The sequence below is a fragment of the Geodermatophilus sp. TF02-6 genome, assembly GCF_003319115.1.
Taxonomy (GTDB): Bacteria; Actinomycetota; Actinomycetes; order Mycobacteriales; family Geodermatophilaceae; genus Geodermatophilus.
In genome coordinates this window covers 18,953-45,286 of record NZ_QOHF01000024.1, presented here as the reverse complement: position 1 = coordinate 45,286, position 26,334 = coordinate 18,953, and the positions used below count along the sequence as shown (strand labels likewise).

Here is a 26,334-nt window from a genome sequence, read left to right as displayed (position 1 = left end):
CGGTCGTGGGCTGCGGACCACGGTCAGGACACGCGGTTGCGATCGGTGTCGTCCGCGCTGGTCCGGGTCACGAACTCGGTGATCCGCGACCACATCGCCGGTGGATTGGAGTACATCGGCCAGTGCCCGCTGTGCGGGATCTCGGCCAGCTCGACGCCGTGGTCGGCCAGCGTCGGCAGGTACGACAGGGAGCGGTTCTGCTCGCCGTACACGAACACCCGCGGGAACGGCAGCCGGAGGAACCGCTGCATCAGCTGGCCGTGGTCGGAGAGGTCGACCATCGACGCGAAGATCGGCCGCACCGCCTCGGCACGGACCTTGTGCGGCAGGCCGGCCGCGTACAGCGCACTCGAGTACTCCCCGGAGCTCCACACCCGGTCGGCGAACTCGGTGAGGAAGCCCTGCGGATCGGAGTGCGGGTGGCTGATGATCTGGCGGGACAGGAAACAGTCCTCGGGCGCCACGTTGCCCTCGATGTCGACGAAGCCGACCCCCCGGGCGGGGTCGCGGTCGGCGAGCAGCAGCGCGGTCAGGCCGCCCATCGAGTGCCCGACGAGGTGGAACCGGTCCACTCCCGGGGTGGCGAGCACGGCGGAGGCCGTGGCGACCAGGAAGGGGATCGAGACGGCCGAGAGGTCCCCGCAGGTCGTCTGCCCACAGCCGGGTGCGTCGTAGGCGATGACCGGGCGGTCGTCGAGGGCCGGGTGCAGGGCGACGTCGGTGTAGTCCTCCTCGGTGGACCCGAACCCGGGCAGGAAGAGGACCGGTGCCCCCTCCCCGGCCCGGGAGGCCACGGCCAGGTCCAGGGGCACCCCGTCGACGGTCAGTTCGAGCCGGCTCCGGGACAGCCCGGCCCCCGGAGGAGCCGGGGGGGTTCGCCGCTGCTCTGGTCATCCCGGCGTCACTCCCCTGCCCGGCTCGGGTGCTCGACCAGTCGATTGGTGGCGGTGAGGGCGCCGACGCACAGCCACGGGTATCTGGGGACGTCGAAGGCCCTGCCGGGGACGACGGCGACGCCAGCAGCCAGCTAGCCAACCACGCCCTCTGCCGCGACCCGGGCACATGGCGCAATCGTGACCTGGCACGCCTTTGACCGCAGGTCGACCGCCGGCTCTACGCCGACCGGCGCGACCCTCGGACGGCCGGCCTCGGCACGTCAGCGGCGGCGGTGCTGTCCCGGCCGCCGGGGTAGCACCCCCGCACGTCCGGGACACTCCGCTCTCGTGGTCAGGAGGACCGCAGCGCAGGTCGTCCCACGCCCCGCCCCGCCGCGCCAGGGCCTCGCGCTACCCTCTACCCGGACTGGGAGCCCGGTCGATCGCGATCGTCGGGGCTCCTCACGGTGAGGGGACGCGTTGCTCGCGGGTCCTCTTGCCAGAGTCTCGCGGGTGTAGCTCAATGGCAGAGCCCCAGCCTTCCAAGCTGGCCATGCGGGTTCGATTCCCGTCACCCGCTCCACGTACTGACCAGCTCAGACGCCAGTTTTCGCAGCTCAGCCGACGAGTGCGCCTCCTTCCGTGCCTTAACGATGCTGACCCCTGTTGGCCCCCGACCACCGCGTTTGGCCGCTGCTTACAGTAAGTGACCCAGTGACCCAGTGAGCCGGAGCCGGTCGGCTCCAAGGCCAGCCCGCCACCGACAAGAGCGTTCTGGCGAGTCGGCCACCACCTCACGAGCAGCGGCACATGCCGAGATGGCTGATCGCCACCCCGCACGAGCCGCACAGAGGTGTCAGCGAGGCCGGGCGGCGGCTTCCACTCCCAGCGCCGCCGCGCCGCTCGGGCCGCAGGTGCGGTCGAAGCCCTGCCAGTCGGCGGCGCGAGGTCGCGCAGCAGCAGGGCGACTTGGGCTTTGGTCACGTCCGTCCCCGCGGCGCGCAGGGCCGCCGCCACTCGTCGGGCGCCGAGGCCAGGGTGGAGCCGGATGGCCACCGTGATTCGCTCACGTAGGGCGCGCGGCACGACGGGAGCGGAGGCGACCGGCTGGGAGACGGATGACGCGGCGGGGACCCTTCCCGGCACCCGGCCTCGAGGCTGCGCCCGTTTCTGGGTCCCCCCAGAGCCGACCCGTCGGGAGGGGGCGCTGCTCCGCTGCGGGGTTTGCGACGGAGCGCTCCGGAAGGGCGCGAGATCCCAAGGAGCCTGCCGCTCGACGACCTCGTCGTCCATCGCGTCGTCCAGGGACCCCGACTCGCGGTCAGCGAACCAGTCACGGATCGATCTGGCCATCGTCAGCTCCCGGCTGTTCCGTACACGTACTCAGCGGTGTTGCGGACGCGCAGTGCGGAACTCAGCCCGGCCACGTCCGCATGCCAGGCCCGAAGCTCCGCAGCAGTCGGCGCCAGCTCGTAGGGGTGGTGGTGGCAGGCCCTGCTCAGCGCGTGCCAGGCGGCAGCGACGTCCCGCGCGGTCCCGGCCCCCGGCGGTGTCCGCGTCGCAAGCACGAGCAGCTGCGCCCGCATCGGCGCCCCTTCCGTGCCCGGCTCGGCGCGGTCCCAGAAGGCTCGGAGTTCCAGTTCGAGAGCGGCACGGATGAGGAAGGCAGCGGTCCGCGGCCACCAGCCACCGGCGTCCGAGCTCCCGTGGCGGAGAAGCTGGTCGGCCTGGGCGAGAAGCTCCTCGGACTCCGTCACGGGACTGCCGCGGCCGGGCCGAGGGCTCGGAGGAAGTCGGCCACCTTCTGCGCCTTCTCGACCAGATCTATCGCGTCGAACGCAGCTCCGCCGTGCACGCCCTTGTTGCACGCCTGGTGCACGTCCCCCGCCCACCGGCCCAGGCGCTTGTTGTAGTGCGGGAGCACCTGGTCTCCTCTGCCCGGGTCGTCGAACAGTGCCAGCGCCGTGGTGGCCGTCAGCGTGGTCGGTTGGTTCAGCGCCGCCTCGACGTCGGCGTGACGGTCGCCTCGGCCGATACGCCGCCTCCGCACGACGTCGTGGCAGGCGGCCTCCAGCGCGCTCCGGCAGAAGCCGGCGACCACCCGGCTCTTTGCCGCGTCGGTGAGGCTCTGGCTCCGGGCGACCGCCCGGGCGTCGTCGGGGTAGCGCGTCACGGGATGGTCGGATCGCCGCAACTCGACGACGCTGCGTTCCCGGCGCACGACCTCCCAGATGGTCGCCGGAAGCTGGAGCCTGCGGACGGCGTCGGAGAGCCGGTCGTCGTGGGTGAAGACGACGACCTGGTGGGTGACCGCGGTGCCGGCCAGCACGCGAGCGAGGCCGTCGACCTTCGACGGGTCCATGGCCTGCACCGGGTCGTCGATCATGACGAAGCAGAATGGGCTCTGGTCGAGCATCGCCCGGGGCAGGAAGAGCGCGAAGCCGAGCGCGTGCAGCTCGCCTTGGCTCATCACGCCCAGCGCCGCCCCCGCGTCGCCGTCGACGGTGACGTCGAGCGCCACCCGTCGCCGGGTCTTCGCGCCCTCCAGTCGCACCGGCCCCAGGTCGACGTTGCTCTCCTGGCGCAGCTGCCGCCAGACCTCAGCGGCATGGTCGGCGATCGGCCGCAGGCCCTCGTCCCGGAGACCGTCCGCCTGGCCCTTCAGCCAGTCGCGGGCGGCCTTGACGTCGGCGTGCACCTGCGCCTGCTCGACCACCGCGCGGGCCCGAGGCAGGTGTGCGCTCAACCGCTCGGCCAGGGGCTGCCAGGCGTCCTCTCGGCGCCGCAGTTCCTTGCCGGCCGCCTCGGACGCTGCGCTGACCAGCTCCGCGAGCGGGACGGTGTCGGTTCGGAGGGCGGCGACCGCGGTCGCCGGATCGTCGGCCTGGACGGCCGCCGTCCAGGCGGACCAGATCGCCTGCAGTTGAGCCGCATCGACGCCGGGCGGGGGTGCCTGATGCAGCGCTGGGGGCGGGGGCAGGGCGACGTTCTGGACGGCGGAGCGAGCGCTGCGGAGTGCGGCGTGGGCGCGATCGGCGGCTTCGGCTGCCTGGCGCAGCCGGTTCAGCTGCTCCTCTGTGGCCACGCGCCACGCGGCATCGATCCGCCCCTGTGCGCCGCACACCGGGCAGTCAGCGCCCTCGGCATGGTCGGCGTGGGCCATCGCCTGCTCGAGCAGCGACACCAGGCGGCGCGTCTGGTCGCTGTCGCCGCCGGTCAGCCCTTGCACGGCACCGGCAGCGGCGTCGAGCGCCTCGGCCGCGCGGTGTGCTGCCCCAGGATTCGGGGGCGTGATGCCGGCCCACGCCCTCAGCACTGCCAGATCACCGTCCGGAGCCCAGTCAACCCGGATCACGTCGGCGACGGCGTCGAAGTCCGGTACCTTCCCACCGAGCGCCTCGGCGGCTCACGCGGCGCGGTCGTCGGCGGCGGCGCGCAGGGCGGCCAACAACTCCTTGCCTTCGGTCGCGCACTCCTTGCGCCGGTTCTCCAGGTCGGTCAAGGCCCGGTGCAGCCGCCCCTGGGCGTCGGCCACCTTCTGCAGGCCGAGGATGCGGAACAGCGCGTCGTGGAGGTCCGACGGCTTGCCGAGCACGGACCCCAGCTCGGAGTAGGAGAGGAACGGCCGGTAGGCCGTCAGCGCGTCGCCCCAGCCCAGTTCGCCGTACTCCCGTCGCGCCCCCTGCCGCTGCGCCCAGACCCGTGATTCGTCGACGTCCTCGCCCTCCCACTCGCGGGCCACCCGCGTGATGCCCGGCTCGCCGTCGATGTGCAGGTCGACCCGCACCGAGGGCTGCGCGTCGCCGCGGTGGAGGTTGCGCCATCCCTCCCGCCACACCGACGTGCGGTCCTGCCAGCGCGCGTTGGTGCCGATCAGCGCGATCTCGGCAGCCTCAGCGAAGCTCGACTTGCCCGATCCGTTGCGGCCAACGACGAGGGTGAGGCCCGGCCCGGGCTGCAAGTCCAGCGTCGTCTGCGGTCCGATCCCCCGGAAGCCGGCGACCGTGACCGCCGTCAGGTAGGTCCGCGGAACGTCGGCCGGCTCCACCGTGGGCACCGCGGCGACCTTCCCGTGGACCGCCCCGTCGAGCGCCGCCTCGAACTCGTCATTCCCCCAAAACGCGCTGAGGACCACGAGCTTGGCCGCCTCGGACAGCGCGGACCGGTCCACCCGTTGGGAGAGCCGCTCGTGCAGGCCGTCGTCCCCCGCGCTCGTGGACACCCAACAACCTCCCCTTCGTGATCAGCCCACGCGGGCGACCGACTCCCAGAACGCCACCTCACCGATCACCCGCACGCCGAGGGCGCGGGCCTTGCGTGCCTTGCCCGACTGCGACTCCGGGTCGGCACACACGAGCACATCGGTCCTGCCCGAGACCGCGTTCATCGGCTCGAGGCCGGCGGCGCGGGCGGCTTCCACGAACGCTGACCGGGGGCGCGCCATCTCGCCGGTGAAGACGATCGTGTCGCCGGGCGACAGGCCTCGCGCGCCGCGCGGGAGCGACACCCGTGCGCCGGACCGGACCATGGTCAGTGCGGTGTCGACGTCGTCGGGCCGCATGCCCAGCAGGACGGCGACCCGGTCGAGATCCTGACGCTCCGCCTCCGTCACAATGTCGTCGGCAAGAGCGACGGTCGCCAACGCCTCGAGATAGAGCCGGTGCGCAGCCTGCACGTGACCCGGCGCGCACCCGAGCTCCCCGGCCAGCGCGATCAGCTGGTCGGCCTCGCTGACGCTGACCAGCCGGTCCTCGAGCACCTGGTCGAGCGCCGCCAGGTACGGCGCCATCGTCGGCGGGGCGGCGGCCAGGTCGGGGAGTGCCGACACCAGGTTGGGCAGGTAGCTGTCGCGTTCCAGCCGGGCGGCCGCCGCTCGTGATCGGGTCACGCTGCGGCAGGGGTCCACGTACGGTCGCCGGCTCACCGACACCTCGGCCAGCAGGACCGCCCACTCGCGCGTGGACACGCCTCCCGATCCGCGATAGGCGCCGTCGAGGTCGAAGTCGACCGTGAGCGCGGCGTCGGTCAGCGCGTCGTCCCCGAGCAGCTCGCGCAGACGGCACAGTGCCGTCGCGGTCGCGCGGGCGTCCTCGAGTGCCGCGTGTGCACGGTCGTGCGCGATGGACAGCGCTTCGCAGACGGACGCCAACGAGCGCATCGACCGGTCGAAGAAGCCGGCCAGCCGCATGGTGCACAACGCCGGCGACAACCCGATCGGCAGCCCCGCTCGACCGAACTCGCGGGCGAGGAAGCGCAGGTCGAACAGCGCGTTGTGCGCGGCGACCACCCGGCCGGCCAGCAGCGCGGCCAGGTACGGGGCCACCTCGGCGAAGGTGGGAGCGCCGACGACGTCCGAGGCACGGAGGCCGTGGATCGACGTCGCCCCGACGTCGCGGCCCGGGTCGACCACGGTGCAGAACTCGTCCTCCACGGCGCCGGCGTCGTCAAGCAGGACGACGCCGACCTCCACGACGCGGTCGACGCTTGGGTACACCCCGGTGGTTTCCAGGTCGACGACGGCGACGCTCATGCCGCCGCACCCGTCGTCTCGACGCTGCCCGGCCAGCCGGGCGGATACGTTCGCGCCGCCGCTCCTCCGTGCGCCTCCAGGAACGGCCGCGCCAGACGCAGGCCCTCGACCTTGCCCCAGGCGACGAGGAGATCGGACAGCCAGCGGGCGAGTGTCAGCGCTCCGGACGCCACCGGGTCCCCCGCGGTCGTCGGCGTGGCCTCCCCGGGGACCCGAGGCCAGCGGGGCCGGACGAGCTGGCGGCGGGACGACGGCAGCGTCGCCAGGTGTGCAGTGAAGGCCCGGTCGAGCGCATCGACCTCGCCCTGCACGGCTGCGGCGAGCGCTCTCGCATCGGCCCCCACGCCGAACCGGCCGGCCGCCGCGTCCGTCGTCACCAGCAGCCGACCGATGAGAAGCTGTTCGATCCACTCGTCGTCGGCCGGCAGCACCCAGGCGCCGGCCATCGTCGACTCCAGGCCGTCCCCCACGCTGACGTGCCACACGACCACCCGGTCCGCGTCGGGCTGGTCCACCACCGCGATGCCGCTCATCCGTCCCCGTTCAGCGACTACCCCGGCACCGTGTCACACAGCACCGACAGGAACCAAGACCGAACGGACCGTAATCGGCCCACCCGTCTCAGCGGAACCACCCGTTACGCCACCGACGGTTCCAGAGCCCATTCCGTGCGTACCGTCTCCCGGCGACCCGCATCCCGCACGAGCAGGGTTCGCGGAAGACCTCCGGGGGTTCAATGGCGGTGCCCGTTCTCCAGGGCCAGGCACTCGCGGCGGCTCAGCACCGCGGCTCGCACGTCCAGATCATCGCGAGCGCCGGATCGGGCAAGACCGAGGTCGTCTCGCAGCGGGTGGCCGCCCTCCTGGCGGAGGGAGCACTGGCGAGCAGCATCGTCGCCTTCACCTTCACCTTCACCGAGCGCGCCGCGGCGTCGCTGAAGGAGCGCATCAGCGCGCGGGTGGCAGAGCGACTCGGACCGCAGGCGCTCGACCAGCTCGGCGGGCTGTACGTGGGCACCTTCCTGGCCGCCCGGCCGGCCGTACCGCGCCCGGATGGACATGACGGCGTCGACCAGCGCGACCTCCGCCTCCCCCGGGCGGCCGCCGGGCCACTCCACCCAGTCGCTCCCCAGGCGTGTGTCCACATTGGCCAGTAGCGCAGCGACGTCGTCTTCCAGCACGGGTCAGCCTCCAGCGGTCGAAAACCACCGCGCCCGAACGGACCTCACGGGCTCCCACAGCGGATACGCCCAGGTGCCCGACTGGAGGAACAGGCGGCCGAGGTGCTCGACGCTCGCAACCTCCACCCTCCACGAACCGATGCCGAATCCCACGTCACCGCTCCCCCGGTCGAGCGGAGGCCCCCTGTCGCAGTGCTCGTCGAATCCCGGGCTCGGAGGGCGGGCTCAGGGTCGCCGGTACTGCGTCAGCAGCTGAACGGTCATGCCGCCGTTGCCGGTGGGAATCGCCACGGCGCGGCGGTCCGCGAGCTGGTCACGGTGCTCGGCGCACACCAGCCTCGGGTCCGGAACGGACCAGCCGGTGACGGCCTGGCCGTCACAGTCCACGTCGCTGCACTTCCACATCGTCTCCATGTAGGGCATGGTGCGATGCGCTCTCGGGCTCTGTGCCCGTGACACGCCCCGTTCACTGGGGTGAACGCGCGTTCCATGCGCGGCAGGGACTGGCTGCTGCTGGCGGAGTGCCCGGCCGCCTGCAGCGGTCGCGATCGCCGGACGTCGACCTGCGCGAGACCTCGACCGTCGCCGGACGTCGACCTGCGCGAGACCTCGACCGTCGTCGGAGCCGAACCGGCCACCGCGCACTGCGGGTCCGGTCGACGTCCGCGGTCGCCTCTTCACCGCTCTCCGTGTGCCCGCGTGCGCTACGCGGGTCGGACCTCGCGCACGCCGGCCGTCAACCGCCCGTACTTCTGCCGAGCCGCCTCACCGGAGGTGCCGACAGCGTCACCGATCCGGTCCCAGGACACGCCCGCTGCCCGGGCAGCGACCACGGCCTGGCCGAGGTCGCTCTCGGCCAGCGAGCGGCGCAGTGCGGCCGCGCGCAGGGCCGACTCGGCCGGCGGGATGGTCGGCTCGCTGCGGTCCTCCTCGAGGGAGCGGGTCATCTCCTCGGAGAGGGCGACGATCTCGTCGTAGCTGCGGGGCATCTGCATCACCTCTTCCTCGTTCGAGTGCGGTCGTACTTGCTGCGCCGCTCCATGACGTGGACGACGACGTAGCGGCCGTCCTCATCGCAGTCGTAGCCCACCTCCAGGATGGCTCCGGTGGTGGCTGGGCCGACCGCCACGGTCAGGTGGTGGTCGCCCTGGTCGGGGAACACGTCGACGGCGTTGCGCAGTGCGTGGCGGATGTCCTCCTCGATGTACCCGCGCTTGAGCGCGCTGGGGAGGATCACCACATCATCCACGACTCACAAGTTATCTTGCAAGCCACCGCGACGGGAGCCTCATTGGGCCATCAGCTCTCGGCTCCGCGATGAGGACGTCACGACCGCCCCGGCGGTACTGGAGAACTACAAGATCCCGAGTCGACACACCTCATGCACTCCGGCGTCGGGGAACTTGTTGTGACGAGTCCCCTGACGCCGAGGAGGGCAGAACCAGGCCGCCTCGACAAGGAGGTCCGCGAGTGCCCGTCGTGGCCAGGACAGTCCGGTCCGGTCACCAGATGACTTCGACGGCACCGGTCTCCGCGACCGCGGTGATGGCGCGGTCCTTGCTGACCAGCTGAACTCCAAGGTCGATTGCCGTGGCCGTGATCAGCCGGTCCCACGGATCCCGGAGCGCGGCCAGCTCCGCCGAGTCGAAGTAGGCGACGATGGCGCCCGTGATGGCGGCCGAGCTGATGTTCCAGCTCGGGTCCTCCGTGACCGCCCACCAGCGTTGGACGTCGGCCGGGCTGAACCGACCGGCCCGCTGGAGGTAGTGCAGGTCGAGGCGGCTGGCCACCGAGACGACGATGCCGCCGTCGGGGTCCTGCTGCGAGTGCTGGAGCACCTCTCGAGCCCGAACGCCCAGGCGCTGATCGGCCTCGAGGAACCAGACGAGGGCATGCGTGTCAGCGACGACCCTCACCGGTCGGGGAATGTGGGGCCAGACTCGACGTCCTCGACGGCCAGGCGGCTAGCCGCCTCGAAGTCCTCCCAGGACACCTCAGGGAGCTGCCCCCGGAGCGCGCCATAGGCCGGTCGGATCGGGGGGCGGTCGACCTCGGCCACGATGCGCAGGTGCGCGCCCGGCCGGACACCGTGACGCGCCAGCTCCTCCGGTGCGATGCCGCCGTCGGCACCCACCACGACCTCAAAGCCCGCATCCGCGCTCATCGCCCTCCATGATCACACGGTGCGCCAGTGACCGGAAGGACGAACAGGAGGACCACGGGAGAAGTACTGGGGGACACGGGCGACGCTCGATCCCATGACGACACGACCGGCCCGAGGTCAGGATCGCGACCGGGGTCCGCTGCTGACCGTCGCGCAGGCCGGCGGGTACCTGGGCACCGGGCAGCGCTTCATCCGCCGACTCATCACCGAGCGCCGCATCGCCTTCGTCAAAGTCGGCAAGTATGTGCGCCTGGAGCGGTCGACGCTAGAGGCCTTTGTGGACGCGGCCCGTGTCCACTGTCAGCGGTGACGACGGCGGACAACCGCTGACGCTCCCGGCACGGTCGCGGCATGGCCAAGCGGACGTTCGGGTCGGTTGACCGGCTCCCGAGCGGCCGCTATCGCGCCCGGTATCTCGCCCCCGATGGCCGCCGTCACGCCAAGGTCTTCAACGCCAAGGCCGACGCGTGGGCCTGGCTGGCGAGCCAGCAGGCTGACCTCCTGCGCAAGAGCTGGCGAGCTCCGAACGCCGTCCACCGCACCGTTGGCGAGTACGCCGAGGACTACCTCGTCCGCAGTGACCTGCGGGAGGGCACCCGGGTTCTCTACGCGGGCCTGTGGCGTCACCATCTCGCCGAGCCATGGAGTGATGTCCCCGTCGACGAAGTGACCCCGGCCGCCATCCGCGCCTGGCATGCGAGGGCCGGCCGAACGACCGGCCCGACGTCGCTGGCGCAGTCCTACCGACTGCTGCGCGCTGTACTCAACGTGGCAGTCGCCGACGAAGCCATCGCGTCCAACCCGTGCCGACTGCGCGGTGCCGGCACGCCCAACGCCTCGCTGCCCTCTCGTGCCCTCACCGCGGCCGAGGTCCTGCAGCTGGCAGAACGACTGGGGCAAGACAGGAGAACCGAGCGCTACCGCGCGCTCGTGCTCGTCCTGGCCTTCGGCGGACTCCGGTTCGGTGAGGCCACCGCCCTGCGACGGTCCGACGTCCTGGCCGGTGGCCGGCTGCGCGTCGAACGTTCGGTCCGGCGCGTCGGCGGCCGGTGGGTGGTGGGCGAGACCAAGACCGACGCCGGGCACCGAACGGTGCCCCTCCCCGCCGGGATCGCAGCCGTACTGGAGGATCACCTGGAGAAGCACGTCTCCGCTCCTCCGGAGTCCCTCCTGTTCTCCACCAGTTCCGGCGGATACCTCGCCCGTAGCAACTGGAACTCGACCTTCCGCCGAGCCGCGAACGCCATCGGCCTGCCGGCGGTCCGACCGCACGAGCTGCGCCACACCGGCGCCACCCTGGCCGCGGCCACCGGCGCGACCACGAAGGAGCTCATGCGCCGGCTCGGCCACTCCTCCCCCGCCGCCGCCCTGCTCTACCAGCACGCCGCGGACGACCGCGACGCCGACATCGCCCGTGCCCTCGATGCCATGCTCGACGCGCTCACCGAGGCGCCGGACGACGACACGGACGGTCGGCCGACGTAGCGCCCACCTGCAGGCGATTGGTCACATAGTGGTCATGCGGGCCTGTCCAGCCACCTGAATGTGCCGCTGAGCAGCGCATACAGTCCCAAGGCGTCCCGCCTTCCAAGCTGGCCATGCGGGTTCGATTCCCGTCACCCGCTCCGGGCGTCCACCCGTCGCCGGCCCCCAGCCGGCGCTGACTTGCCGCACCAGGCGCCGGTGCGTTCGCTTCCCCTCCGCCGGAGGGCCGCCGCCGCGGCGGCACCGTGCGCGACCCCGGTGCCCCGCTGGCCGGCGCCTGCCCGCGCGGAGCCGACGAGGACGGGCCCGGCTGGCTGGCGCGGACGGCGATGGCGACGAGGTCTGCGGACCGCGCCAGCCGGCGGTACGGGCGGCCCGGTCCACACCGCACGCAGCCGGCCCAGCGCCAGTTCCTCGGCGGCGCCGGATCGACCGAACACGCCGCCTTCTGGCGCTACGTCGAACGCGGCGGGCGGCTCGACGGCGTGGCAGACGACGCGGCATGAGCGGAGGGGGGTGATGCGACGTCGCCTGGCGGGGCTGCGCCGCGCATGGGCAGCAGAGCTGCTCGGTCTGCGTAGCGGGCTGCTGCGTGGGTCACCTGTTCTTCGCTGATGGGGAAGCCGGGCATGCGGGAGAGCCGCTGCAGGGGGACAGCGCGCAGCATCTGCCCGTTGCGCGGGTCGGACATCAGCCGAGCGAACTCCCCGTCACCGAGGGACTGCCGGAGCCAGGGTCCGGCTTGAGGATGGGCCAGCCACGCGTCGGCCGTCGCCTCGACGGTCAGCGGGGGGGTGAGGTCGTCGCCGGACAGCTGGACGTCGGCCTCGAGGCGGACGTCGGAGGAGGACGCCCCGACGCGGATGCCGAACGTGCCGCCCTCGACCACCCAGCGGCCCTGAGGGGTGTGCCAGAAGGCGAACGCGCGGCGAGCGAGCACCAGGGTGACCGAGGCGCTCTCGCCGGGCTGGAGCGCGACCCGCGCAAAGGCCCGCAGCTCCTGCTCCGGCCGGTACACGCTCGCCTCGGGGTCGGCCACGTAGACCTGGACCGTCTCGAGGCCGGCCCGATCGCCGGTGTTGGTGACGGTGAGCCGGACGTCGACCTCGGTGGGAGGTCCCGGGCTGGCGGACACGTCGAGGTCGGAGTACGCGAACGTGGTGTAGGTCAGCCCGTGACCGAAGGGGTACGCGACGGGCAGCCGGTGCGCGTCGTACCAGCGGTAGCCGATGAGCAGGCCCTCCCCGTAGCGGACGTGGCCGTGCTCGCCGGGGAACGCGCCGATGGTCGGGGTGTCCTCGTACCGGACCGGGATGGTCTCGGCGAGCCGGCCGGACGGGCCGACGGCGCCGAGCAGGAGGTCGGCCGTCGCGGACCCGCCGGCCTGACCGAGCAGCCAGCCCTCGAGCACCGCCTGGGCGCGGTCCTGCCACGGGGCGACGGTGACGACCGAACCGTTGGACAGCACGACGACGACGCGAGGGTTCGCGTCGGCCACCACGTGCAGCAGCTCGACCTGGGCGGTCGGCAAGTCCATCGAGGCGCGGTCGTAACCCTCGGACTCCCATGACGGCGGCAGACCGAGGAACAGCACGACGACCTCGGCGGCGTCCGCGGCGCGCACGGCCTCCTCGACCAGCGCAGGGTCGGCCGCGTCGGTCTCGACCCGGTACCCAGGGGCGAAGGTGACCTCGCGCCGGCCGTCGAAGGCCGCGCGCAGCGCGTCCAGAGCGGTGTCGAGTCGGGTGGGGTTGACCTGGGAGGAGCCCGCGCCCTGGAACCGCGGGGTGCGAGCCATCTCTCCGACGACGGCGACGGCTCCCGCGGCGTCGGGGTCGAGGGGCAGGATCGCGCCGTCGTTCTTGAGCAGCACGGCGCTGGCGGCGGCCGCTTCGCGCGCGAGGGCGTGGTGCGCGTCGACGTCGACCGCCTCCACCGGAACGGCCTGCCCGCGCAGCGCGCGGTCGACGAGCGCGAGGACGCGGGAGGCGGCGCGGTCGACGTCGGCCTCGGACAGCGCCTCCGAGCGCAGCGCCTCGAGGACGGTGCGGGTGCCGCCGCCAGACGAGGAGGGCATCTCGAGGTCGAGGCCGGCGGCGACGCCGGCGTCACGGCGGCTGACCGCCCCCCAGTCGGAGACGACGAGGCCCTCGAAGCCCCACTCGCCGCGCAGGACGTCGGTCAGCAACCAGGGGTCCTCGGAGGCGTAGACGCCGTTGACGCGGTTGTAGGAGCACATCACCGTCCACGGCTCGGACCGGGTGACGACCCGCTCGAAGGCCGGGAAGTAGATCTCGCGCAGGGTGCGCTCGTCGACGTCGGCGGAGACCGTCATGCGGTCGGTCTCCTGGTTGTTGGCCGCGAAGTGCTTGAGCGACGTGCCGACGCCCTGGGACTGCACGCCGTCGACGAGCGCGGCGGCGAGCTCGCCGGCCAGGAGCGGGTCCTCGGAGAAGTACTCGAAGTTCCGCCCGCACAGCGGCGACCGCTTCATGTTGACGCCGGGGCCGAGCAGCACCGACACGCCCTGCGCACGGCACTCCCGGCCCAGGGCCTCGCCGACCCGGGTGAGCAGGCCGGTGTCCCAGCTGGACGCCAAGCCGGCCGCAGGCGGGAAGCACGTCGCCGGGACGCTGCTGCCGAGCCCCAGGTGGTCTCCGCCCACCGCTTGCTTGCGCAGGCCGTGCGGCCCGTCGGACAGCAGGAGCCCCGGCACGCCCAGCCGCTCCACCGGAGTGGTACGCCAGAAGTCGGCGCCATCGAGCAGCGCGGCCTTCTCCTCGAGGGTCAGCTGGACGAGCAGGGCTGGGACGTCGAGCCCCTGGGCAGTGTCATCGGACATCGGTGCTCCTTCGCAGGGTGCAGGGTGCAGGGTGCGGGGGCGGCGGTAGAGCGACGCGCTGCGGGACGATCCTCCCCAGCGCGAGCCGGCCCACCTTTCCGCCAGCCCCTCGCGAACGCCGGCCTCTCGCACACGCATGTACCGCATTCTGCGTGCCCCTTCCTCACTCGAGTGGGGTCCGCGTACACGCGCACACCGCCGCGGTGACGGTGCAGGCGAGCACCGCGACCACTTCCCGACGCAGCCCGGGGACCCGCCGACGGCCCGAGGAGAGCAGGCCGACCTGCTCAGGACCGAGCTTGGCCCGGCGGGTGGCCAGAAACGCATCCCATGGGTACACCTGCTCGGGAGAGAACGACTCGCCGAGTGACCCGACACCGCGACGGCGATCGAAGAAGGGCGATCGAAGAGGGGCGATCGAAGAAGTCCGTGCGCTGTCGACCCAGCGAGCCCCGTCCCCGGGCTCCAGCCCGTTCGAGAGGAGCCCATGACCGAGAACAGCACGCAGCGCTTCACCGACGAGGTCGCCTTCGTGACCGGTGCCGGTAGCGGCATCGGCCGCACCACCGCGCTGGCGTTCGCCGCCGAGGGTGCCCGGGTCGCAGTCGCCGGACTGCCGGAGGCCGACGTCGTCGAGACCGCCCGCCTCATCGAGGAGGCCGGTGGGCAGGCGCTGGCCCTGACCTGCGACGTCACCGTCGAGACCGACGTCCAGACCGCCCTCGCCCGGACCGTGGAGGCCTTCGGCCGCCTGGACGTGGCCTTCAACAACGCCGGGATCGAGCAGTCCCTGACGCCGATCGCCGAGCTGTCCACCGCCGACTGGACCAAGATCCTCGACGTCGACCTCACCGGCGTCTACCTCTGCATGAAGCACCAGATCCCGCTGCTGCAGCAGGCCGGCGGCGGGGCGATCGTGAACACCTCCTCCGGCGCCGGCGTCATCGGCATCCCCGGACAGGCCGGCTACGCCGCCGCCAAGTGGGGCGTCATCGGGCTGACCAAGTCCGCCGCCCTGGAGTACGCGGACGCCGGCATCCGGATCAACGCCGTCTGCCCCGGCGTCATCGACACCCCGATGATGGGCCGGGTCACCGGCGGCACCGACGAGGGCCACGAGCGGATGGTCGGCCAGGAACCGGTCGGCCGGATGGGCCGCCCCGAGGAGATCGCCTCGGCGGTGCTGTGGCTGTGCTCGGACCTCGGCGCCTTCGCCGTCGGCCACGCCCTGGTCGTCGACGGCGGCCAGACCGTCGGTCGCTGACGGCCGCCGGCACCTGCGCCACCCTCCTGTCCGCGCCTACATCGATGAGCTGATGCCCGACATCCTCAGCGGCACCATCCAGCCCGGGGAGGTCTTCGACTCCGCCATCGGGCTTGAGGACGTGCCCGGCGGGTACCGGGCCATGGCCGACCGCAAGAACCCCGAGGTCCTCATCACCCCCTGACCAGTCTCCGGGTGCTGGCGACCCCGAGTCGTCCGATCCACGGCCGCCGGCCCTGCGCCTCGTCGTTGACGGCGCCAGCCCGTCGGCTGGACCCGCCCCGCAAGCCGGAGCGGCCTTGCTGACCGACCCCTGCCCCCCAGCCATCCGAAGCAGGACGGAGATCAGTGACCATGAGCAACTCGAGCACCTCAGGTGTCGGATCGGTCGGCGCTCAGCCGGTCCCGGCACGTCCGTCCACCATGGACGCCGAGATCTCGCTGCGGGTCGATGGTGAGGTCCGCCGGCTGACCGTGGACACCCGTACCACCCTGCTCGACCTGCTGCGCGAGCGGCTGGGCAACACCAGCCCGAAGAAGGGCTGCGACCACGGCCAGTGCGGCGCGTGCACGGTGCTCCTCGACGGCGAGCGGGCGCTCACCTGTCTGGCGTTGGCGGTCGCGTACGACGGCGCGGAGATCACCACCGCCGACGGCCTGGCGCCCGAGGGCGAGCTGCACCCGGTGCAGCAGGCCTTCCTCGACCGGGACGCCTTCCAGTGCGGCTACTGCACCCCGGGGCAGATCTGCTCGGCCGTGGGCGTGCTGGACGAGGTCGGCCGCGGCTGGCCCAGCCACGTGACCGAGGACCTCACCGCCGACGTCAGCGTCGACACAGCGCTGACCCACGACGAGGTCGCCGAGCGCATGAGCGGCAACCTGTGCCGCTGCGCCGCCTACGTCAACATCGTCCCGGCGGTGCAGCAGGCCGGGGGTGTGCAGGCGTGAAGCCGTTCGCCTACGCCCGCCCGGGCAGTGTCGCCGAGGCCGTGCGCGACGTCACCGCCGAGCCGAACGCCGTCTTCCTGGCCGGGGGCACCAACCTGGTCGACCACCTCAAGCTGGGCGTCGCCCGCCCGGAGTTGGTCGTCGACGTCCGCACGCTCACCAGCCGCGAGGTGAGCGACCTCCCGGACGGCGGAATCCGCGTCGGCGCCTCCGTCACCAACAGCGAGCTGGCGGCCGACCGGCGGGTGCGGGAGCGGTACCCGGTGCTGGCCCAGGCCCTGCTGTCCGGCGCGACCGGTCAGCTGCGCAACGTGGCCACGACCGGCGGCAACCCGCTGCAGCGCACCCGCTGCGTCTACTTCCAGGACGTCACCACCGCCTGCAACAAGCGCGAGCCGGGCAGCGGCTGCTCGGCGGTGGGCGGCTACACCCGCTACCACGCCGTCCTCGGGGTCCCGGCGGCGCTGCCCGACGCCACGGCGCCGGAGACCTGCACCGCCACCCACCCCTCGGACATGGCCGTGGCGCTGGCCGCGCTCGACGCGCAGGTGCAGGTGCTCGGTCCGGCCGGTGCGCGGACCGTCCCCTTCGTCGACCTGCACCGGCTGCCCGGCGACGACCCGTCCCGCGACACGGTGCTCGAGCACGGCGAGCTGATCACCGCCATCGACCTGCCGCCGCTGCCGGCCGGTGTCCGCTCGGCGTACCGCAAGGTGCGCGACCGGGCCTCCTACGCCTTCGCGCTGGTGTCGGTGGCGGCGGTCGTCGCCGTCGAGGACGGGCAGGTCGCCGACGTCCGCATTGCCCTCGGCGGGGTGGCGCACAAGCCCTGGCGGGCCACCCGCGCCGAGCAGGCGCTGAGCGGGCGCCCGGCCACGGTCGACTCCTACCGCGCGGCCGTGGCCGCCGAGCTGGCGGGCGCGCAGCCGCAGCCCGGCATCGACGGCGGCAACGGCTTCAAGATCCCGCTGCTCACCCGCGCGCTCGTGGCCACGCTGCGCGACCTGACCCCGGAGGCATGAGTTGACTGACCTGCTCGAACCGAGGGCCATCGGCCGGGACCTGGTCCGCCGCGACGGCGTGGCCAAGGTGCGCGGCACCGCGACCTACGCCTACGAGACACCCGTGGACCGGCCTGCCTACGCCTTCCCGGTGCAAGCCACGGTCGCCCGCGGCCGGGTCACCGCGATGGACACCACCGCGGCCGAAGCGCTCGATGGCGTCCTCGTCGTCCTGACGCCGTTCACCGCCGAGCGGCTGGCCTCCACCGAGGATCGCGAGTACGCCGTCCTGCAGTCCGACGAGGTCGCCTTCCGCGGGCAGCTCGTCGGCGTGGTGGTGGCCGAGACCAGCGAGCTGGCCCGGCAGGCGGCCGACTCCGTCGTCGTCACCTACGACGAGCGGCCGCACGACACCGAGCTGTCCGTCGACCGCGACGACCTGTACAGGCCTGACGCGCTGGGCGACGGCGCGGAGAGCGACACGTCCGAGGGTGACGTCGCCGCCGCGATGGCCGCCGCCGAGGTCACCCTCGAGCACACCTACTCGACGGCGATGTACCACAACAACCCGCTGGAGCCGCACGCCACGACGGCGCTGTGGGACGGCGGACAGCTCGTCCTGTGGGACTCCACGCAGGGCGTGCACCCCGACCGGGCTGCGGTCTGCGAGGTGTTCGGCCTGGCGGAGGACCAGGTGCGGGTGGTCTGCCCCTACGTGGGTGGCGGCTTCGGCGCCAAGGGGGAGCCGCACGCCAACGTCATGCTCGCCACGATGGCCGCACGCGCAGTGCCCGGCCGACCGGTCAAGCTCGCCCTGACCCGGCAGCAGATGTTCACCCTCGCCGGCTACCGCACCCCGACCATCCAGCAGGTACAGCTCGCCGCCGACCACCGGGGCCGGCTCCAGGCGATCGCCATCGACGTCGTCGAGCAGACCTCCAGGGTCAAGGAGTTCGCCGAGCAGACCGGCGTCCCCACCCGGATGATGTACGCCTCGCCCAACCGGCGGACCACCCACCGGCTGGCCGCCCTCGACGTGCCGGTCAACTCCTGGATGCGCGCGCCCGGCGAGTGCCCGGGCATGTTCGGCCCCGAGGTCGCCCTCGACGAGCTCGCCGAGACCCTCGGCATCGACCCGATCCAGCTGCGCATCCGCAACGAGCCCGAGGTCGACCCCGAGACCGGCAAGCCCTGGTCGAGCCGGCACCTGGTGGAGTGCCTGCGCGAGGGCGCGCAGCGGTTCGGCTGGGCCGACCGCCCCCCGCCGCGGCACCGCGACGGCGACTGGCTGGTCGGCACGGGGGTCGCCTCCTCGGTCTACCCGACCCAGCGGATGGCGCAGTCGACGGCGATCGTCCGCTACGAGGACGGCCGCTACGTCGCCGAGATCGGCGCCGCCGACCTCGGCACCGGCACCTGGACGACGCTGCCGCAGATCGCCGCCGACGCGCTCGGCGTGCCGGTCGAGGACGTCGAGGTGCGCATCGGCGACACCCGCTACCCGATCGCGTCGGTGGCCGGCGGCTCCTCGGGGATGAACACCTGGGGCTCGGCCGTGGTGGAGGCGGCACGGACGTTCCGGGAGAAGTTCGGCCGCGACCCCGCCGACGGCGACGAGGCGGAGAACAGCGTCGACCAGGCCGCGCAGGACGAGGACCACGCGCCCTACGCCTTCGGCGCGCAGTTCGCGGAGGTGCGGGTGCACGCCGACACCGGGGAGCTGCGCGTGCCGCGGCTGCTGGGCGTCTTCGCCGCGGGCCGGATCATCAACCCGCGCACCGCCCGGTCGCAGTTCGTCGGCGGCATGACCATGGGCCTGTCGATGGCGCTGCACGAGAACAGCGTCTGGGACGACCGCATCGGCCAGGTGGCCAACCACGACCTCGCCGAGTACCACATCACCGTCAACGCCGACGTGGGCGACGTGCAGGCGCACTGGCTCGACGAACACGACCCGTACGTCAACGCGATGGGCACCAAGGGCATCGGGGAGATCGGCATCGTCGGCACCGCCGCGGCCGTGGTCAACGCCGTCCACCGGGCCACCGGCGTCCGGGTGCGGCACCTGCCGGTGACCCTGGACAAGCTGCTGGCCGACCTGCCCTGACCCAGGCCCGCGTCCCACCGGGCGTGGTGTCGCCTCCGGAAGGCCGGCCTCCTCGCCGAGGCGGCGGCCGGCGCGGTCCGCACGCTCGCTCGCGCCGCCGCCGGTTCCTCCGGCGCAGCTCAAGCCTGATCCGCGGCGGGTGCCGTCTCCGGCTGCGCGACCGTCGCCGCCCAGCTGGCCAGGAGGCGCAGCTTCTCCTCCGCGGTCCCGGGTTCGGCGCTGTATGCCGTCAGCGTCAGCCCGGGGTCAGCCGGCAGCTCCATCGCGTCGAAGGCGAGGGCCAGCTCGCCGACGACGGGGTGGCAGAAGCGCTTGGACCCGGTGCGGTGCAGGCGGACGTCGTGGCGCGCCCACCGGGTGCGGAAGGCGTCGCTGCGGGTGGCCAGTTCGCCGACGAGGTTGGTCAGGGCCTTGTTGTAGGGGTCGCGGCCGGCTTCGGTGCGCAGCAGGGCGACGGAGGTGTCCGCGGCGTCGTCCCAGTTCGGGTACAGCTCGCCGGCGCGGGGGTCGAGGAAGCAAAACCGGGCGAGGTTCGCCGGCCGCGCGGGCTCGTCGAAGACCGGCGCGTAGAGGACGTGCCCGAGTGGGTTGGTCGCCAGGACGTCGAGGCGCCCGTTGCGCACGAACGCCGGCGTGGTGGTCATCGAGTCGAGGATGCGTTGCACGCTCGGCCGCACCCGGGACTGCGACTGGCGACGCGGTCCCCGGTGGCTGCCCCGGGCGGCGCGGGCGAGGTCGAACAGGTGCGAGGTCTCCGCCTCGTCGAGCTGCAGAGCCCGGGCCAGCGCGTCGAGGACGCTGTCGGAGACGCCGCCGGCGGTGCCCCGCTCGAGCCGGGTGAGGTACTCGACGGAGAGCCCCGCCAGCATCGCCACCTCTTGGCGGCGCAGGCCGGGGACGCGCCGGTTGCCCCCGTAGAGGGTCAGGCCCGCCTGCTGTGGAGTGATCCTGGCGCGCCTGCTGGTCAGGAACTCGCCGAGGTCCTTGCTGGTGTCCACGGCATCCACGCTAGGTCGCGCCCGGGCCGCCTGGGGGTCCCTGCCGGTACCCCTCTCGAGCGGGTCTCCCACTCCAGCGCGAACCGGCGTTGCCTGGAACGTGGCTGGTTCACGAGCCGGACCGGACCGCCGGAGGACCGGGAGCACATGGTCAGATCGCTGGGCGACGACGTGGCCCCCGCGGCCGGCGCAGCCGGTGCCGAGGGTTCGAGTGCGGCGCTGACCGCGGCGGTCCTGGGGTTCTTCGTGGTCACCCTCGACGCCGTCGTGGTCAACGTGGCCCTGCCGTCGATCCGGGGCGAGCTGGGCGGCGGCATCACCGGGCTGCAGTGGGTGGTCGACGGCTACACGCTGATGTTCGCCGCGCTGCTGCTGTCGGCCGGGTCGCTGACCGACCGCTTCGGCGCCCGCCGCGCCTTCGGCGCGGGGGTGGTCGGGTTCGTCGTCGCCTCGCTGGCCTGCGGGCTGGCCCCGAGCCTCACCGCGCTGGTCGCCGCCCGGTTCGTGCAGGGCGCCGCGGCCGCGGTGATGATGCCGTCGTCGATGGCGCTGATCGGCCAGGCCCACCCGGATCCGGTCGAGCGGGCCCGGGCGGTGGCGATCTGGGCGCTGGGCGGCTCGGTCGCGTCCTCGGCGGGCCCGGTGCTGGGCGGGCTGCTCACCCTGGTCTCCTGGCGGCTGATCTTCGTCGTCAACCTGCCGGTCGGTGTGACCGCCCTGCTCCTGCTGGCCCGCACGGCGCGCTCGCCGCACCGGCCGGCGCCGTTCGACCGGGCCGGGCAGATTACCGCCGTCCTGGCGATGGGCGGGCTGACGTACGGGGCGATCGAGGCCGGCGCCGCCGGGTTCGGCGCACCCCGGGTGCTGGCCGCCTTTGCAGTGGCGGTGCTCGCGCTGGCCGCCTTCCTTGCCGTGCAGGCGCGCGGTACGCACCCGATGGTGCCGCTGGACCTGTTCCGCACCCGCACCGTGAGCGTCGCCGTCGCCGTGGGCTTCGCGTTCGTCGCCGGCTACTACGGGCTGCCGTTCCTGATGAGCCTGTACCTGCAGGAGGTCCGCGGCCTGTCGTCGTTCGGCACCGGGGTGGCGTTCCTGCCGATGATGCTCATCGGCCTGGTCCTCACGCCGTTCAGCGCGCGGCTGGCCGAGCGGTTCGGCGCCCGGGCACTGGTCACCACCGGCCTGCTGGCCATGACGGCGGGCATGGTCGCCCTGGCCATCGTCCCCGCCGACAGCCAGGTGGAGCTGCTGGCCGCGCTCATGGTGCTGGTCGGCCTGGCCGGACCGCTGGTCATGCCACCGGTGACCGCGGTCCTGCTCAACACCGTGCCCGACTCCCGCGCCGGCACCGCCAGCGGCGTGTTCAACACCAGCCGGCAGATCGGCGGCGCGCTCGCCGTCGCCGTCTTCGGCGCCCTGCTCACCACGCCGGCCGGCTTCCTGCACGGCCTGCGCACCAGCCTGCTCATCGCCGCGGCCGTCGCCCTGGCCGCCGCGGCCGCGAGCCTGCTGCTCCCCCGCGCTCCGCGACCGGCCTGAGCAGCACCCGACCGCCCACCGCTCCCCGGCGGCACGAACGACGAGAGGACACGGACATGGCAGACGACGAGCAGCCCTCCGGCGCACAGCAGGCCTTGGGCGACTTCGCCCCGGCCTTCGTCGGGTTCACCGACGACGTGCTCTTCGGCCAGGTGTGGACGCGCCCGGGCCTGTCACCGAAGGAGCGCAGCCTCGTCACGGTCGCCGCGCTGACCACCGGTGGCGACACCGAGCAGCCGACCTACCACCTGCAGCTGGCGAAGGACAACGGCGCCACCGAGAGCGAGCTGGTCGAGGCCATCACCCACCTGGCGTTCTACGCCGGCTGGCCGAAGGCCTTCTCCGCCATGGCAGTCGCCGAGCAGGTCTTGCGCGGCAACTGACCGCACTCCCCACGGCACCACCCACCCCGCCAACCGAGAGGAACACCACCATGCGAGGAGCAGTTCTGCACGCCCCCGGCGACGTCCGCGTCGAGGACCGCCCGGACCCGAGGATCGAGCAGCCCACCGACGCGGTCATCCGGCTGGCCGCCACCTGCGTGTGCGGCTCGGACCTGTGGCCCTACCGCGGCATCGAGGAGGTGAACGAGCCGGCCCCGATGGGGCACGAGTACGTCGGCGTCGTCGAGGAGGTCGGCAGCGACGTCCGCACCATCCGGCCGGGCCAGTTCGTGGTGGGCTCGTTCTTCGCCTCGGACAACACCTGTGAGATCTGCCGGGCCGGCTACCAGTCCCGCTGCGTGCACGCCGAGCCGATGGGCGCCATCGGCACCCAGGCGGAGTACGCCCGCATCCCGCTGGCCGACGGCACCCTGGTCGCCACCCCCGAGCTGCCCGCCGACGACCTGGTCCCCGGCCTGCTGGCCGCCTCCGACGTGCTGGGCACCGGCTGGTTCGCCGCCACCGCCGCCGACGTGCAGCCCGGCACGACCGTCGCCGTGGTCGGGGACGGCGCGGTCGGCCTGCTCGCCGTCCTGGCGGCCAGGCAGCTGGGCGCCGAGCGGATCATCGCGATGAGCCGGCACGCGCCCCGCCAGGCGCTGGCCCGGGAGTTCGGCGCCACCGACATCGTGGCCGAGCGCGGCGAGGAGGGCGTCGCGGCGGTCGAGGAGCTCACCGGCGGGCTGGGGGCGCACTCGGTGATCGAGGCGGTGGGCACCCAGGAGTCGATGCTGCAGGCCATCCGATCGACCCGCCCCGGTGGGCACGTCGGCTACGTCGGCGTCGCCCACGGCGTCGAGCTGCCCGGTGAGGAGCTGTTCTTCTCCGCCGTGCAGCTGCACGGCGGCCCGGCGCCGGTGCGCCGCTTCCTGCCCCAGCTGATCGAGCTGATCTGCACCCGCGCCATCGACCCGGGGAAGGTCTTCGACCTGGAGCTGCCGCTGGAGCAGGCCGCCGAGGGCTACGCCGCGATGGACGAACGGCGCGCGATCAAGACGCTGCTGCGCCCCTGACCGGCCCCGGACCACCCGAGGAGCACCGGTGGAACTCAGACCCGTCCACCCCACCGCGAAGGCACCGGCCTCGAACTTCACCGGCGACGTCTACGTGACCCCGTCTACAGCGGCAGCGAGCCGTCGCGGATGACCGTCGCCCTCGTCCGGTTCACCCCCGGCGCCCGCACCAACTGGCACCGCCACGCCGTCGGCCAGACCCTGCACATCACCGACGGCGTCGGCCTGGTCGGCACCCGCGACGGTCAGGTGGTCGATTCCCGCCACCACGCCGCGACCACGAGACGGCTGCCTCCGGTCACCGCCCTCTCCGATCGGGCTCCGCGCCGCCGGCGTGGGCGGTGAGGAACGGGCGGACGACCGCGGCCAGAGCCCGCGCCGTCGTGTAGTTCACCGCGTGCGGCGCGCCGGGCAGCGTGACGAGCGTCCCGTGCCGGAGCAGACCGGTGACGGTGTCGGCCCAGGCCGCGGAGACCAGCGGATCGCGCTCCCCGCGGACGACGAGCGTCGGGTGTTCCAGGCGGGACAGCCGCGCGACAGCATCGGTGTGCAGGGACTGCCGCAGGGTGCGCCACATCCGCCACGGGCCGGCGCCCAGGTAGTCGGTGACCGCGATCGGGACGAGGGACGGCGCCTCGCGGGGAGCGTCCCGCAACAGCCGCAGCGCCTGCTGCCACGGTCGGCGGGCGCTCGGGTCCCGGGAGGGGCTGGCCAGCACCAGACAGCTCACTCGTGCGGGGCGCTGGTCGGCGACGTGCGCGACGACCTGGGCCCCCAGGGAGTGCCCGAGCAGGGCCGGGCGCTCCAGAGCGACGGCGTCCAGCCACGCCACGAGCACGTCGGCCATCTCGACCAGGGTCAGCGGTCGCTCGGGGCGGCTGCTGCGGCCGATGCCCGGCAGGTCCAGCGCCACCGCCGGCCGGTCGGCTGCCAGCAGCCGCAGCAGCCGGACCATGTACCTGCCGGAGATCCCCAGGCCGGGCACCAGCACCACCGGCCGGCCAGAGGCGGCCGGGTCGCCTGCCCAGCGGGTGTGGATGCTCAGCGTGCCGACCCGGTCGAAGCGCCGCTCGACCCGGCTGTCCTGTGCTCGGCCGACCGTCACCGGCGGCTACTGCGCGTCGGTCTCGACGGCCAGCTCGACGCGCAGCGCGGCCAGCACGAGCAGGTTCACGGCCAGGCCGGCCAGGGCGGCGAACTGCAGGGCGATGAAGGCGACGAACTGCCCGACGAACAGGGCCACCAGCGCGGCCCAGCGGAAGAGCCGCAGCGCGGCGACCCGCGCGCCGCGCAGCAGCTGCCAGACCCCGAGCAGGCTGCACGCACCGACGGCGATCACGGTCACCACCGAGCCGACGGTCACCGCGTCCAGCGGCGGAGTGAGGTCACCGCGCTGGAGAAAGGCGACCAGCGTCGCCGCGACGATGCCACCGGCCAGCAGGAAGAACAGGCCGATCACCGCCCGCCGCACGGCGGGGTGGGCGGCGAGGTCGTACACCCGACGGGGCAGCGTGGTGGCCAGCCGGGTGAGGCGGGCCCACCGGCTCGGCGACTGCGTGTCGGCCGGGACCCGGTCGAGCAACGCCCGGACCTCACCGACCAGCTCGTCGCCGTCGCTCCCGAGCAGGTCCAGGGCCTGGCGGCGACGGCGCGGGCCCAGCTGTCCCGCCGCCAGGTCGGTCAGCGCTCCGTAGGCGTAGCTCAGCCGCTCGGCCCGGGACGGCGCCCGCCGCCACGACACGTACCGCACAAGGAGGAACACGGCGACGAACACGGCGTAGATCAGCGCGACCGCCGGGCGGAAGAAGTAGTCGTTGTCCTGGGTGAGGAACTTGCCCAGCTCGTCGATGAAGCTGCCGAAGCCCACTCCGCCGATCCACGCCGCGGCGGTGCGGACGGAGCTGCCCACGAACAGCAACAGCAGCAGCAGCGCAACCAGCATGCCCAGTCCGCCCCAGAGCATGTGCGCGACGTGCAGCCGGGAACCACCGACCTGCGGATAGCCGGTGGCGGCGAGGAACCCGCGGATGGCCAGCACGGTGACCACGGCGGCGACCCAGAACGCCTGCGCCAGGCCCGCTCCGTTCAGGTCGCGCACCAGCCCGCTGCTGGATGCTGCGCCAGCGGCAGTGGCGCCTGACCGACTACTGGCCGGGATCCCGCCTCTCGCGGCTGACACGGTGCCTCGCCGATGGAGCCGGCCCGGTGGCGGTCAGTCCCCGGTCGCGTCGGCGGTGAGCGCCGCCGGACGCGCGTCTGGGAGCACCAGGACCGCGCAGTCGGCGGACTGGCAGCACCCGGCACGGAACGCCGCCGACACGAGCAGTACTCCTCCTGCACACCCGCCGAAGCTCATGGCACCGCTCCTACCCGCTCGCCCTGCCCGTCTACGCACCCCGGCGAAAGCGCGTCCTGGCTGGCGTGTCCGACGGCAGGCTGGCATGGTGACCGGCGTCACGACGGGCGCGACGCGGGGTCACCGTCGAGTCATCGGCCTCGGGAGGTAGCGGTGCTGCTGACATTGCACGAGCGGGAACGGTTGATGATCTACACGGCGGCCAAGCTCGCCGCCGAACGCAAGGACCGGGGCCTGAAGCTCAACCTCCCCGAGGCCACCGCGCTCATCACCTCGTTCCTGCTGGAGGGCGCCCGCGACGGCCGGACGGTCGCCGATCTGATGGACGCCGGACGCGAGGTCCTGCGCCGGAACGAGGTGATGGACGGCGTGCCCGAGATGCTCGGCCAGCTGCAGGTGGAGGCCACGTTCCCGGACGGCACCAAGCTCATCACCGTCACGGCGCCGATCTCATGAGCACCCCACGAAGCCACCCCACAACGCCACCCCACAACGTTGCTCCGCTTCGCTCCACAACGCCGCGGGGACCCCGGCAGTTGCTCCGCTTCGCTCCACAACGCCGCGGGGACCCCGGCAACCGCTCGCCGCG

At 73.1% G+C, this 26,334-nt stretch carries 28 protein-coding genes and 1 tRNA gene; 15 read left to right on the top strand and 14 right to left on the bottom strand.

The window, feature by feature from the left end; translation table 11 throughout:
- Positions 1 to 23: 23 nt before the first annotated feature.
- Complete coding sequence (locus tag DQ238_RS18895; protein WP_199506450.1) at positions 24 to 812, bottom strand: alpha/beta fold hydrolase; 789 nt, start codon at positions 810 to 812, stop codon at positions 24 to 26.
- Positions 813 to 1,384: 572 nt separating this feature from the next.
- On the opposite strand from DQ238_RS18895, the gene DQ238_RS18890 reads away from it, so the two are divergent.
- Positions 1,385 to 1,458 (top strand) — tRNA-Gly (locus DQ238_RS18890).
- A 1,170-nt stretch (positions 1,459 to 2,628) separates the two neighbouring features.
- Here DQ238_RS18890 and DQ238_RS18880 read toward each other — a convergent pair.
- The 4 genes from DQ238_RS18880 to DQ238_RS18865 form a co-directional block, all read right to left on the bottom strand.
- Complete coding sequence (locus DQ238_RS18880; RefSeq protein ID WP_113782792.1) at positions 2,629 to 4,104, bottom strand: hypothetical protein; 1,476 nt, start codon at positions 4,102 to 4,104, stop codon at positions 2,629 to 2,631.
- A gap of 177 nt (positions 4,105 to 4,281) precedes the next feature.
- Positions 4,282 to 5,097 (bottom strand): AAA family ATPase, encoded by an 816-nt coding sequence (locus DQ238_RS18875; protein WP_113782791.1) that lies wholly within the window; start codon positions 5,095 to 5,097, stop codon positions 4,282 to 4,284.
- A gap of 21 nt (positions 5,098 to 5,118) precedes the next feature.
- Complete coding sequence (locus DQ238_RS18870) at positions 5,119 to 6,405, bottom strand: exonuclease domain-containing protein (protein WP_113782790.1); 1,287 nt, start codon at positions 6,403 to 6,405, stop codon at positions 5,119 to 5,121.
- Positions 6,402 to 6,938 carry a hypothetical protein gene (locus DQ238_RS18865; protein ID WP_113782789.1) on the bottom strand — a complete coding sequence of 179 codons (537 nt, stop codon included), beginning with the start codon at positions 6,936 to 6,938 and terminating at the stop codon, positions 6,402 to 6,404. The genes DQ238_RS18870 and DQ238_RS18865 overlap by 4 nt, the downstream gene beginning before the upstream one ends.
- A 203-nt stretch (positions 6,939 to 7,141) precedes the next feature.
- Here DQ238_RS18865 and DQ238_RS18860 point away from each other — a divergent pair, with 203 nt between their 5' ends.
- Entirely contained in the window at positions 7,142 to 7,561 is a 420-nt protein-coding gene (locus DQ238_RS18860; protein ID WP_113782788.1) for a UvrD-helicase domain-containing protein, read from the top strand.
- A gap of 249 nt (positions 7,562 to 7,810) precedes the next feature.
- Here the strand turns inward: DQ238_RS18860 and DQ238_RS18855 are convergent, their stop codons facing one another.
- The 5 genes from DQ238_RS18855 to DQ238_RS18835 all read right to left on the bottom strand — a co-directional run bounded on the left by DQ238_RS18855 (position 7,811) and on the right by DQ238_RS18835 (position 9,749).
- Entirely contained in the window at positions 7,811 to 7,999 is a 189-nt protein-coding gene (locus DQ238_RS18855; protein ID WP_147263128.1) for a hypothetical protein, read from the bottom strand.
- A 290-nt stretch (positions 8,000 to 8,289) separates the two neighbouring features.
- Positions 8,290 to 8,574, bottom strand: a complete 285-nt coding sequence (locus tag DQ238_RS18850; protein WP_113782811.1) for a hypothetical protein — start codon at positions 8,572 to 8,574, stop codon at positions 8,290 to 8,292.
- Between the two features lie 5 nt (positions 8,575 to 8,579).
- Complete coding sequence (locus DQ238_RS18845; RefSeq protein WP_147263126.1) at positions 8,580 to 8,834, bottom strand: hypothetical protein; 255 nt, start codon at positions 8,832 to 8,834, stop codon at positions 8,580 to 8,582.
- Positions 8,835 to 9,087: 253 nt separating this feature from the next.
- Positions 9,088 to 9,501: a type II toxin-antitoxin system VapC family toxin gene (locus DQ238_RS18840; RefSeq protein WP_113782785.1), complete on the bottom strand. Its 414-nt coding sequence runs from the start codon at positions 9,499 to 9,501 to the stop codon at positions 9,088 to 9,090.
- Positions 9,498 to 9,749 carry a hypothetical protein gene (locus DQ238_RS18835; protein WP_113782784.1) on the bottom strand — a complete coding sequence of 84 codons (252 nt, stop codon included), beginning with the start codon at positions 9,747 to 9,749 and terminating at the stop codon, positions 9,498 to 9,500. Before DQ238_RS18835 ends, DQ238_RS18840 begins: the two co-directional genes overlap by 4 nt.
- A gap of 94 nt (positions 9,750 to 9,843) precedes the next feature.
- Here DQ238_RS18835 and DQ238_RS18830 point away from each other — a divergent pair, with 94 nt between their 5' ends.
- From DQ238_RS18830 to DQ238_RS18820, 3 genes are all read left to right on the top strand, one after another.
- The gene (locus DQ238_RS18830) at positions 9,844 to 10,059 is read left to right on the top strand and encodes an excisionase family DNA-binding protein (protein ID WP_113782783.1); all 216 of its coding nucleotides are present in this window, start codon (positions 9,844 to 9,846) and stop codon (positions 10,057 to 10,059) included.
- Between the two features lie 41 nt (positions 10,060 to 10,100).
- Positions 10,101 to 11,234, top strand: a complete 1,134-nt coding sequence (xerC, locus tag DQ238_RS18825; protein ID WP_113782782.1) for a tyrosine recombinase XerC — start codon at positions 10,101 to 10,103, stop codon at positions 11,232 to 11,234.
- Positions 11,235 to 11,479: 245 nt separating this feature from the next.
- Entirely contained in the window at positions 11,480 to 11,740 is a 261-nt protein-coding gene (locus DQ238_RS18820) for a hypothetical protein (RefSeq protein ID WP_113782781.1), read from the top strand.
- On the opposite strand, the gene DQ238_RS18815 is transcribed toward DQ238_RS18820, so the two are convergent.
- Positions 11,689 to 14,076, bottom strand: coding sequence for a glycoside hydrolase family 3 C-terminal domain-containing protein (locus DQ238_RS18815; protein ID WP_113782780.1), 2,388 nt, complete (start codon positions 14,074 to 14,076; stop codon positions 11,689 to 11,691). The genes DQ238_RS18820 and DQ238_RS18815 overlap by 52 nt on opposite strands.
- A 487-nt stretch (positions 14,077 to 14,563) precedes the next feature.
- On the opposite strand from DQ238_RS18815, the gene DQ238_RS18810 reads away from it, so the two are divergent.
- The 5 genes from DQ238_RS18810 (at position 14,564) to DQ238_RS18795 (ending at position 19,396) form a co-directional block, all read left to right on the top strand.
- Positions 14,564 to 15,340, top strand: coding sequence for a glucose 1-dehydrogenase (locus tag DQ238_RS18810; RefSeq protein WP_113782779.1), 777 nt, complete (start codon positions 14,564 to 14,566; stop codon positions 15,338 to 15,340).
- A 52-nt stretch (positions 15,341 to 15,392) separates the two neighbouring features.
- A complete protein-coding gene (locus DQ238_RS24165) occupies positions 15,393 to 15,524 on the top strand; it encodes a hypothetical protein (RefSeq protein ID WP_255418068.1) in 132 nt (43 codons plus the stop codon).
- A 239-nt stretch (positions 15,525 to 15,763) separates the two neighbouring features.
- Complete coding sequence (locus tag DQ238_RS18805) at positions 15,764 to 16,288, top strand: 2Fe-2S iron-sulfur cluster-binding protein (RefSeq protein ID WP_113782778.1); 525 nt, start codon at positions 15,764 to 15,766, stop codon at positions 16,286 to 16,288.
- Positions 16,285 to 17,310 carry a xanthine dehydrogenase family protein subunit M gene (locus DQ238_RS18800; protein ID WP_113782777.1) on the top strand — a complete coding sequence of 342 codons (1,026 nt, stop codon included), beginning with the start codon at positions 16,285 to 16,287 and terminating at the stop codon, positions 17,308 to 17,310. Before DQ238_RS18805 ends, DQ238_RS18800 begins: the two co-directional genes overlap by 4 nt.
- Position 17,311: 1 nt before the next feature.
- A complete protein-coding gene (locus DQ238_RS18795) occupies positions 17,312 to 19,396 on the top strand; it encodes a xanthine dehydrogenase family protein molybdopterin-binding subunit (protein ID WP_113782776.1) in 2,085 nt (694 codons plus the stop codon).
- A gap of 119 nt (positions 19,397 to 19,515) precedes the next feature.
- Here DQ238_RS18795 and DQ238_RS18790 read toward each other — a convergent pair whose 3' ends face one another.
- Positions 19,516 to 20,394, bottom strand: a complete 879-nt coding sequence (locus DQ238_RS18790) for a helix-turn-helix transcriptional regulator (RefSeq protein ID WP_199506448.1) — start codon at positions 20,392 to 20,394, stop codon at positions 19,516 to 19,518.
- Positions 20,395 to 20,541: 147 nt separating this feature from the next.
- Between DQ238_RS18790 and DQ238_RS18785 the strand changes: the two genes are divergently transcribed.
- The 4 genes from DQ238_RS18785 to DQ238_RS23390 all read left to right on the top strand — a co-directional run bounded on the left by DQ238_RS18785 (position 20,542) and on the right by DQ238_RS23390 (position 23,734).
- Positions 20,542 to 21,933, top strand: coding sequence for an MFS transporter (locus DQ238_RS18785; protein WP_113782774.1), 1,392 nt, complete (start codon positions 20,542 to 20,544; stop codon positions 21,931 to 21,933).
- A gap of 56 nt (positions 21,934 to 21,989) precedes the next feature.
- Positions 21,990 to 22,316: a carboxymuconolactone decarboxylase family protein gene (locus tag DQ238_RS18780; RefSeq protein WP_113782773.1), complete on the top strand. Its 327-nt coding sequence runs from the start codon at positions 21,990 to 21,992 to the stop codon at positions 22,314 to 22,316.
- A gap of 50 nt (positions 22,317 to 22,366) precedes the next feature.
- Complete coding sequence (locus DQ238_RS18775; protein WP_113782772.1) at positions 22,367 to 23,389, top strand: zinc-dependent alcohol dehydrogenase family protein; 1,023 nt, start codon at positions 22,367 to 22,369, stop codon at positions 23,387 to 23,389.
- A 129-nt stretch (positions 23,390 to 23,518) separates the two neighbouring features.
- On the top strand, positions 23,519 to 23,734 hold the full coding sequence (locus DQ238_RS23390; RefSeq protein WP_199506447.1) for a hypothetical protein: 216 nt from the start codon (positions 23,519 to 23,521) through the stop codon (positions 23,732 to 23,734).
- Here DQ238_RS23390 and DQ238_RS18765 read toward each other — a convergent pair.
- Positions 23,688 to 24,494: an alpha/beta fold hydrolase gene (locus DQ238_RS18765; protein WP_113782771.1), complete on the bottom strand. Its 807-nt coding sequence runs from the start codon at positions 24,492 to 24,494 to the stop codon at positions 23,688 to 23,690. The two genes, DQ238_RS23390 and DQ238_RS18765, sit on opposite strands and share 47 nt — an antisense overlap.
- Before the next feature lie 6 nt (positions 24,495 to 24,500).
- Positions 24,501 to 25,487 carry a hypothetical protein gene (locus DQ238_RS18760; RefSeq protein WP_113782770.1) on the bottom strand — a complete coding sequence of 329 codons (987 nt, stop codon included), beginning with the start codon at positions 25,485 to 25,487 and terminating at the stop codon, positions 24,501 to 24,503.
- Between the two features lie 411 nt (positions 25,488 to 25,898).
- Here DQ238_RS18760 and DQ238_RS18755 point away from each other — a divergent pair, with 411 nt between their 5' ends.
- Positions 25,899 to 26,201: an urease subunit gamma gene (locus tag DQ238_RS18755; RefSeq protein ID WP_113782769.1), complete on the top strand. Its 303-nt coding sequence runs from the start codon at positions 25,899 to 25,901 to the stop codon at positions 26,199 to 26,201.
- Positions 26,202 to 26,334 lie beyond the last annotated feature (133 nt).

Excerpts from the sequence above, each read along its gene's own strand:
- DQ238_RS18785 (WP_113782774.1), top strand. The coding sequence starts at position 20,542 with ATGGTCAGATCGCTGGGCGACGACGTGGCCCCCGCGGCCGGCGCAGCC.
- DQ238_RS18835 (WP_113782784.1), bottom strand. The coding sequence starts at position 9,749 with ATGAGCGCGGATGCGGGCTTTGAGGTCGTGGTGGGTGCCGACGGCGGC.
- DQ238_RS18805 (WP_113782778.1), top strand. The coding sequence starts at position 15,764 with ATGGACGCCGAGATCTCGCTGCGGGTCGATGGTGAGGTCCGCCGGCTG.
- DQ238_RS18830 (WP_113782783.1), top strand. The coding sequence starts at position 9,844 with ATGACGACACGACCGGCCCGAGGTCAGGATCGCGACCGGGGTCCGCTG.
- DQ238_RS18855 (WP_147263128.1), bottom strand. The coding sequence starts at position 7,999 with ATGGAGACGATGTGGAAGTGCAGCGACGTGGACTGTGACGGCCAGGCC.
- DQ238_RS24165 (WP_255418068.1), top strand. The coding sequence starts at position 15,393 with ATGCCCGACATCCTCAGCGGCACCATCCAGCCCGGGGAGGTCTTCGAC.
- DQ238_RS18780 (WP_113782773.1), top strand. The coding sequence starts at position 21,990 with ATGGCAGACGACGAGCAGCCCTCCGGCGCACAGCAGGCCTTGGGCGAC.
- DQ238_RS18870 (WP_113782790.1), bottom strand. The coding sequence starts at position 6,405 with ATGAGCGTCGCCGTCGTCGACCTGGAAACCACCGGGGTGTACCCAAGC.
- DQ238_RS18865 (WP_113782789.1), bottom strand. The coding sequence starts at position 6,938 with ATGAGCGGCATCGCGGTGGTGGACCAGCCCGACGCGGACCGGGTGGTC.
- DQ238_RS18860 (WP_113782788.1), top strand. The coding sequence starts at position 7,142 with ATGGCGGTGCCCGTTCTCCAGGGCCAGGCACTCGCGGCGGCTCAGCAC.
- DQ238_RS18850 (WP_113782811.1), bottom strand. The coding sequence starts at position 8,574 with ATGCCCCGCAGCTACGACGAGATCGTCGCCCTCTCCGAGGAGATGACC.
- DQ238_RS18775 (WP_113782772.1), top strand. The coding sequence starts at position 22,367 with ATGCGAGGAGCAGTTCTGCACGCCCCCGGCGACGTCCGCGTCGAGGAC.
- DQ238_RS18815 (WP_113782780.1), bottom strand. The coding sequence starts at position 14,076 with ATGTCCGATGACACTGCCCAGGGGCTCGACGTCCCAGCCCTGCTCGTC.
- DQ238_RS23390 (WP_199506447.1), top strand. The coding sequence starts at position 23,519 with ATGACCGTCGCCCTCGTCCGGTTCACCCCCGGCGCCCGCACCAACTGG.
- xerC (WP_113782782.1), top strand. The coding sequence starts at position 10,101 with ATGGCCAAGCGGACGTTCGGGTCGGTTGACCGGCTCCCGAGCGGCCGC.
- DQ238_RS18810 (WP_113782779.1), top strand. The coding sequence starts at position 14,564 with ATGACCGAGAACAGCACGCAGCGCTTCACCGACGAGGTCGCCTTCGTG.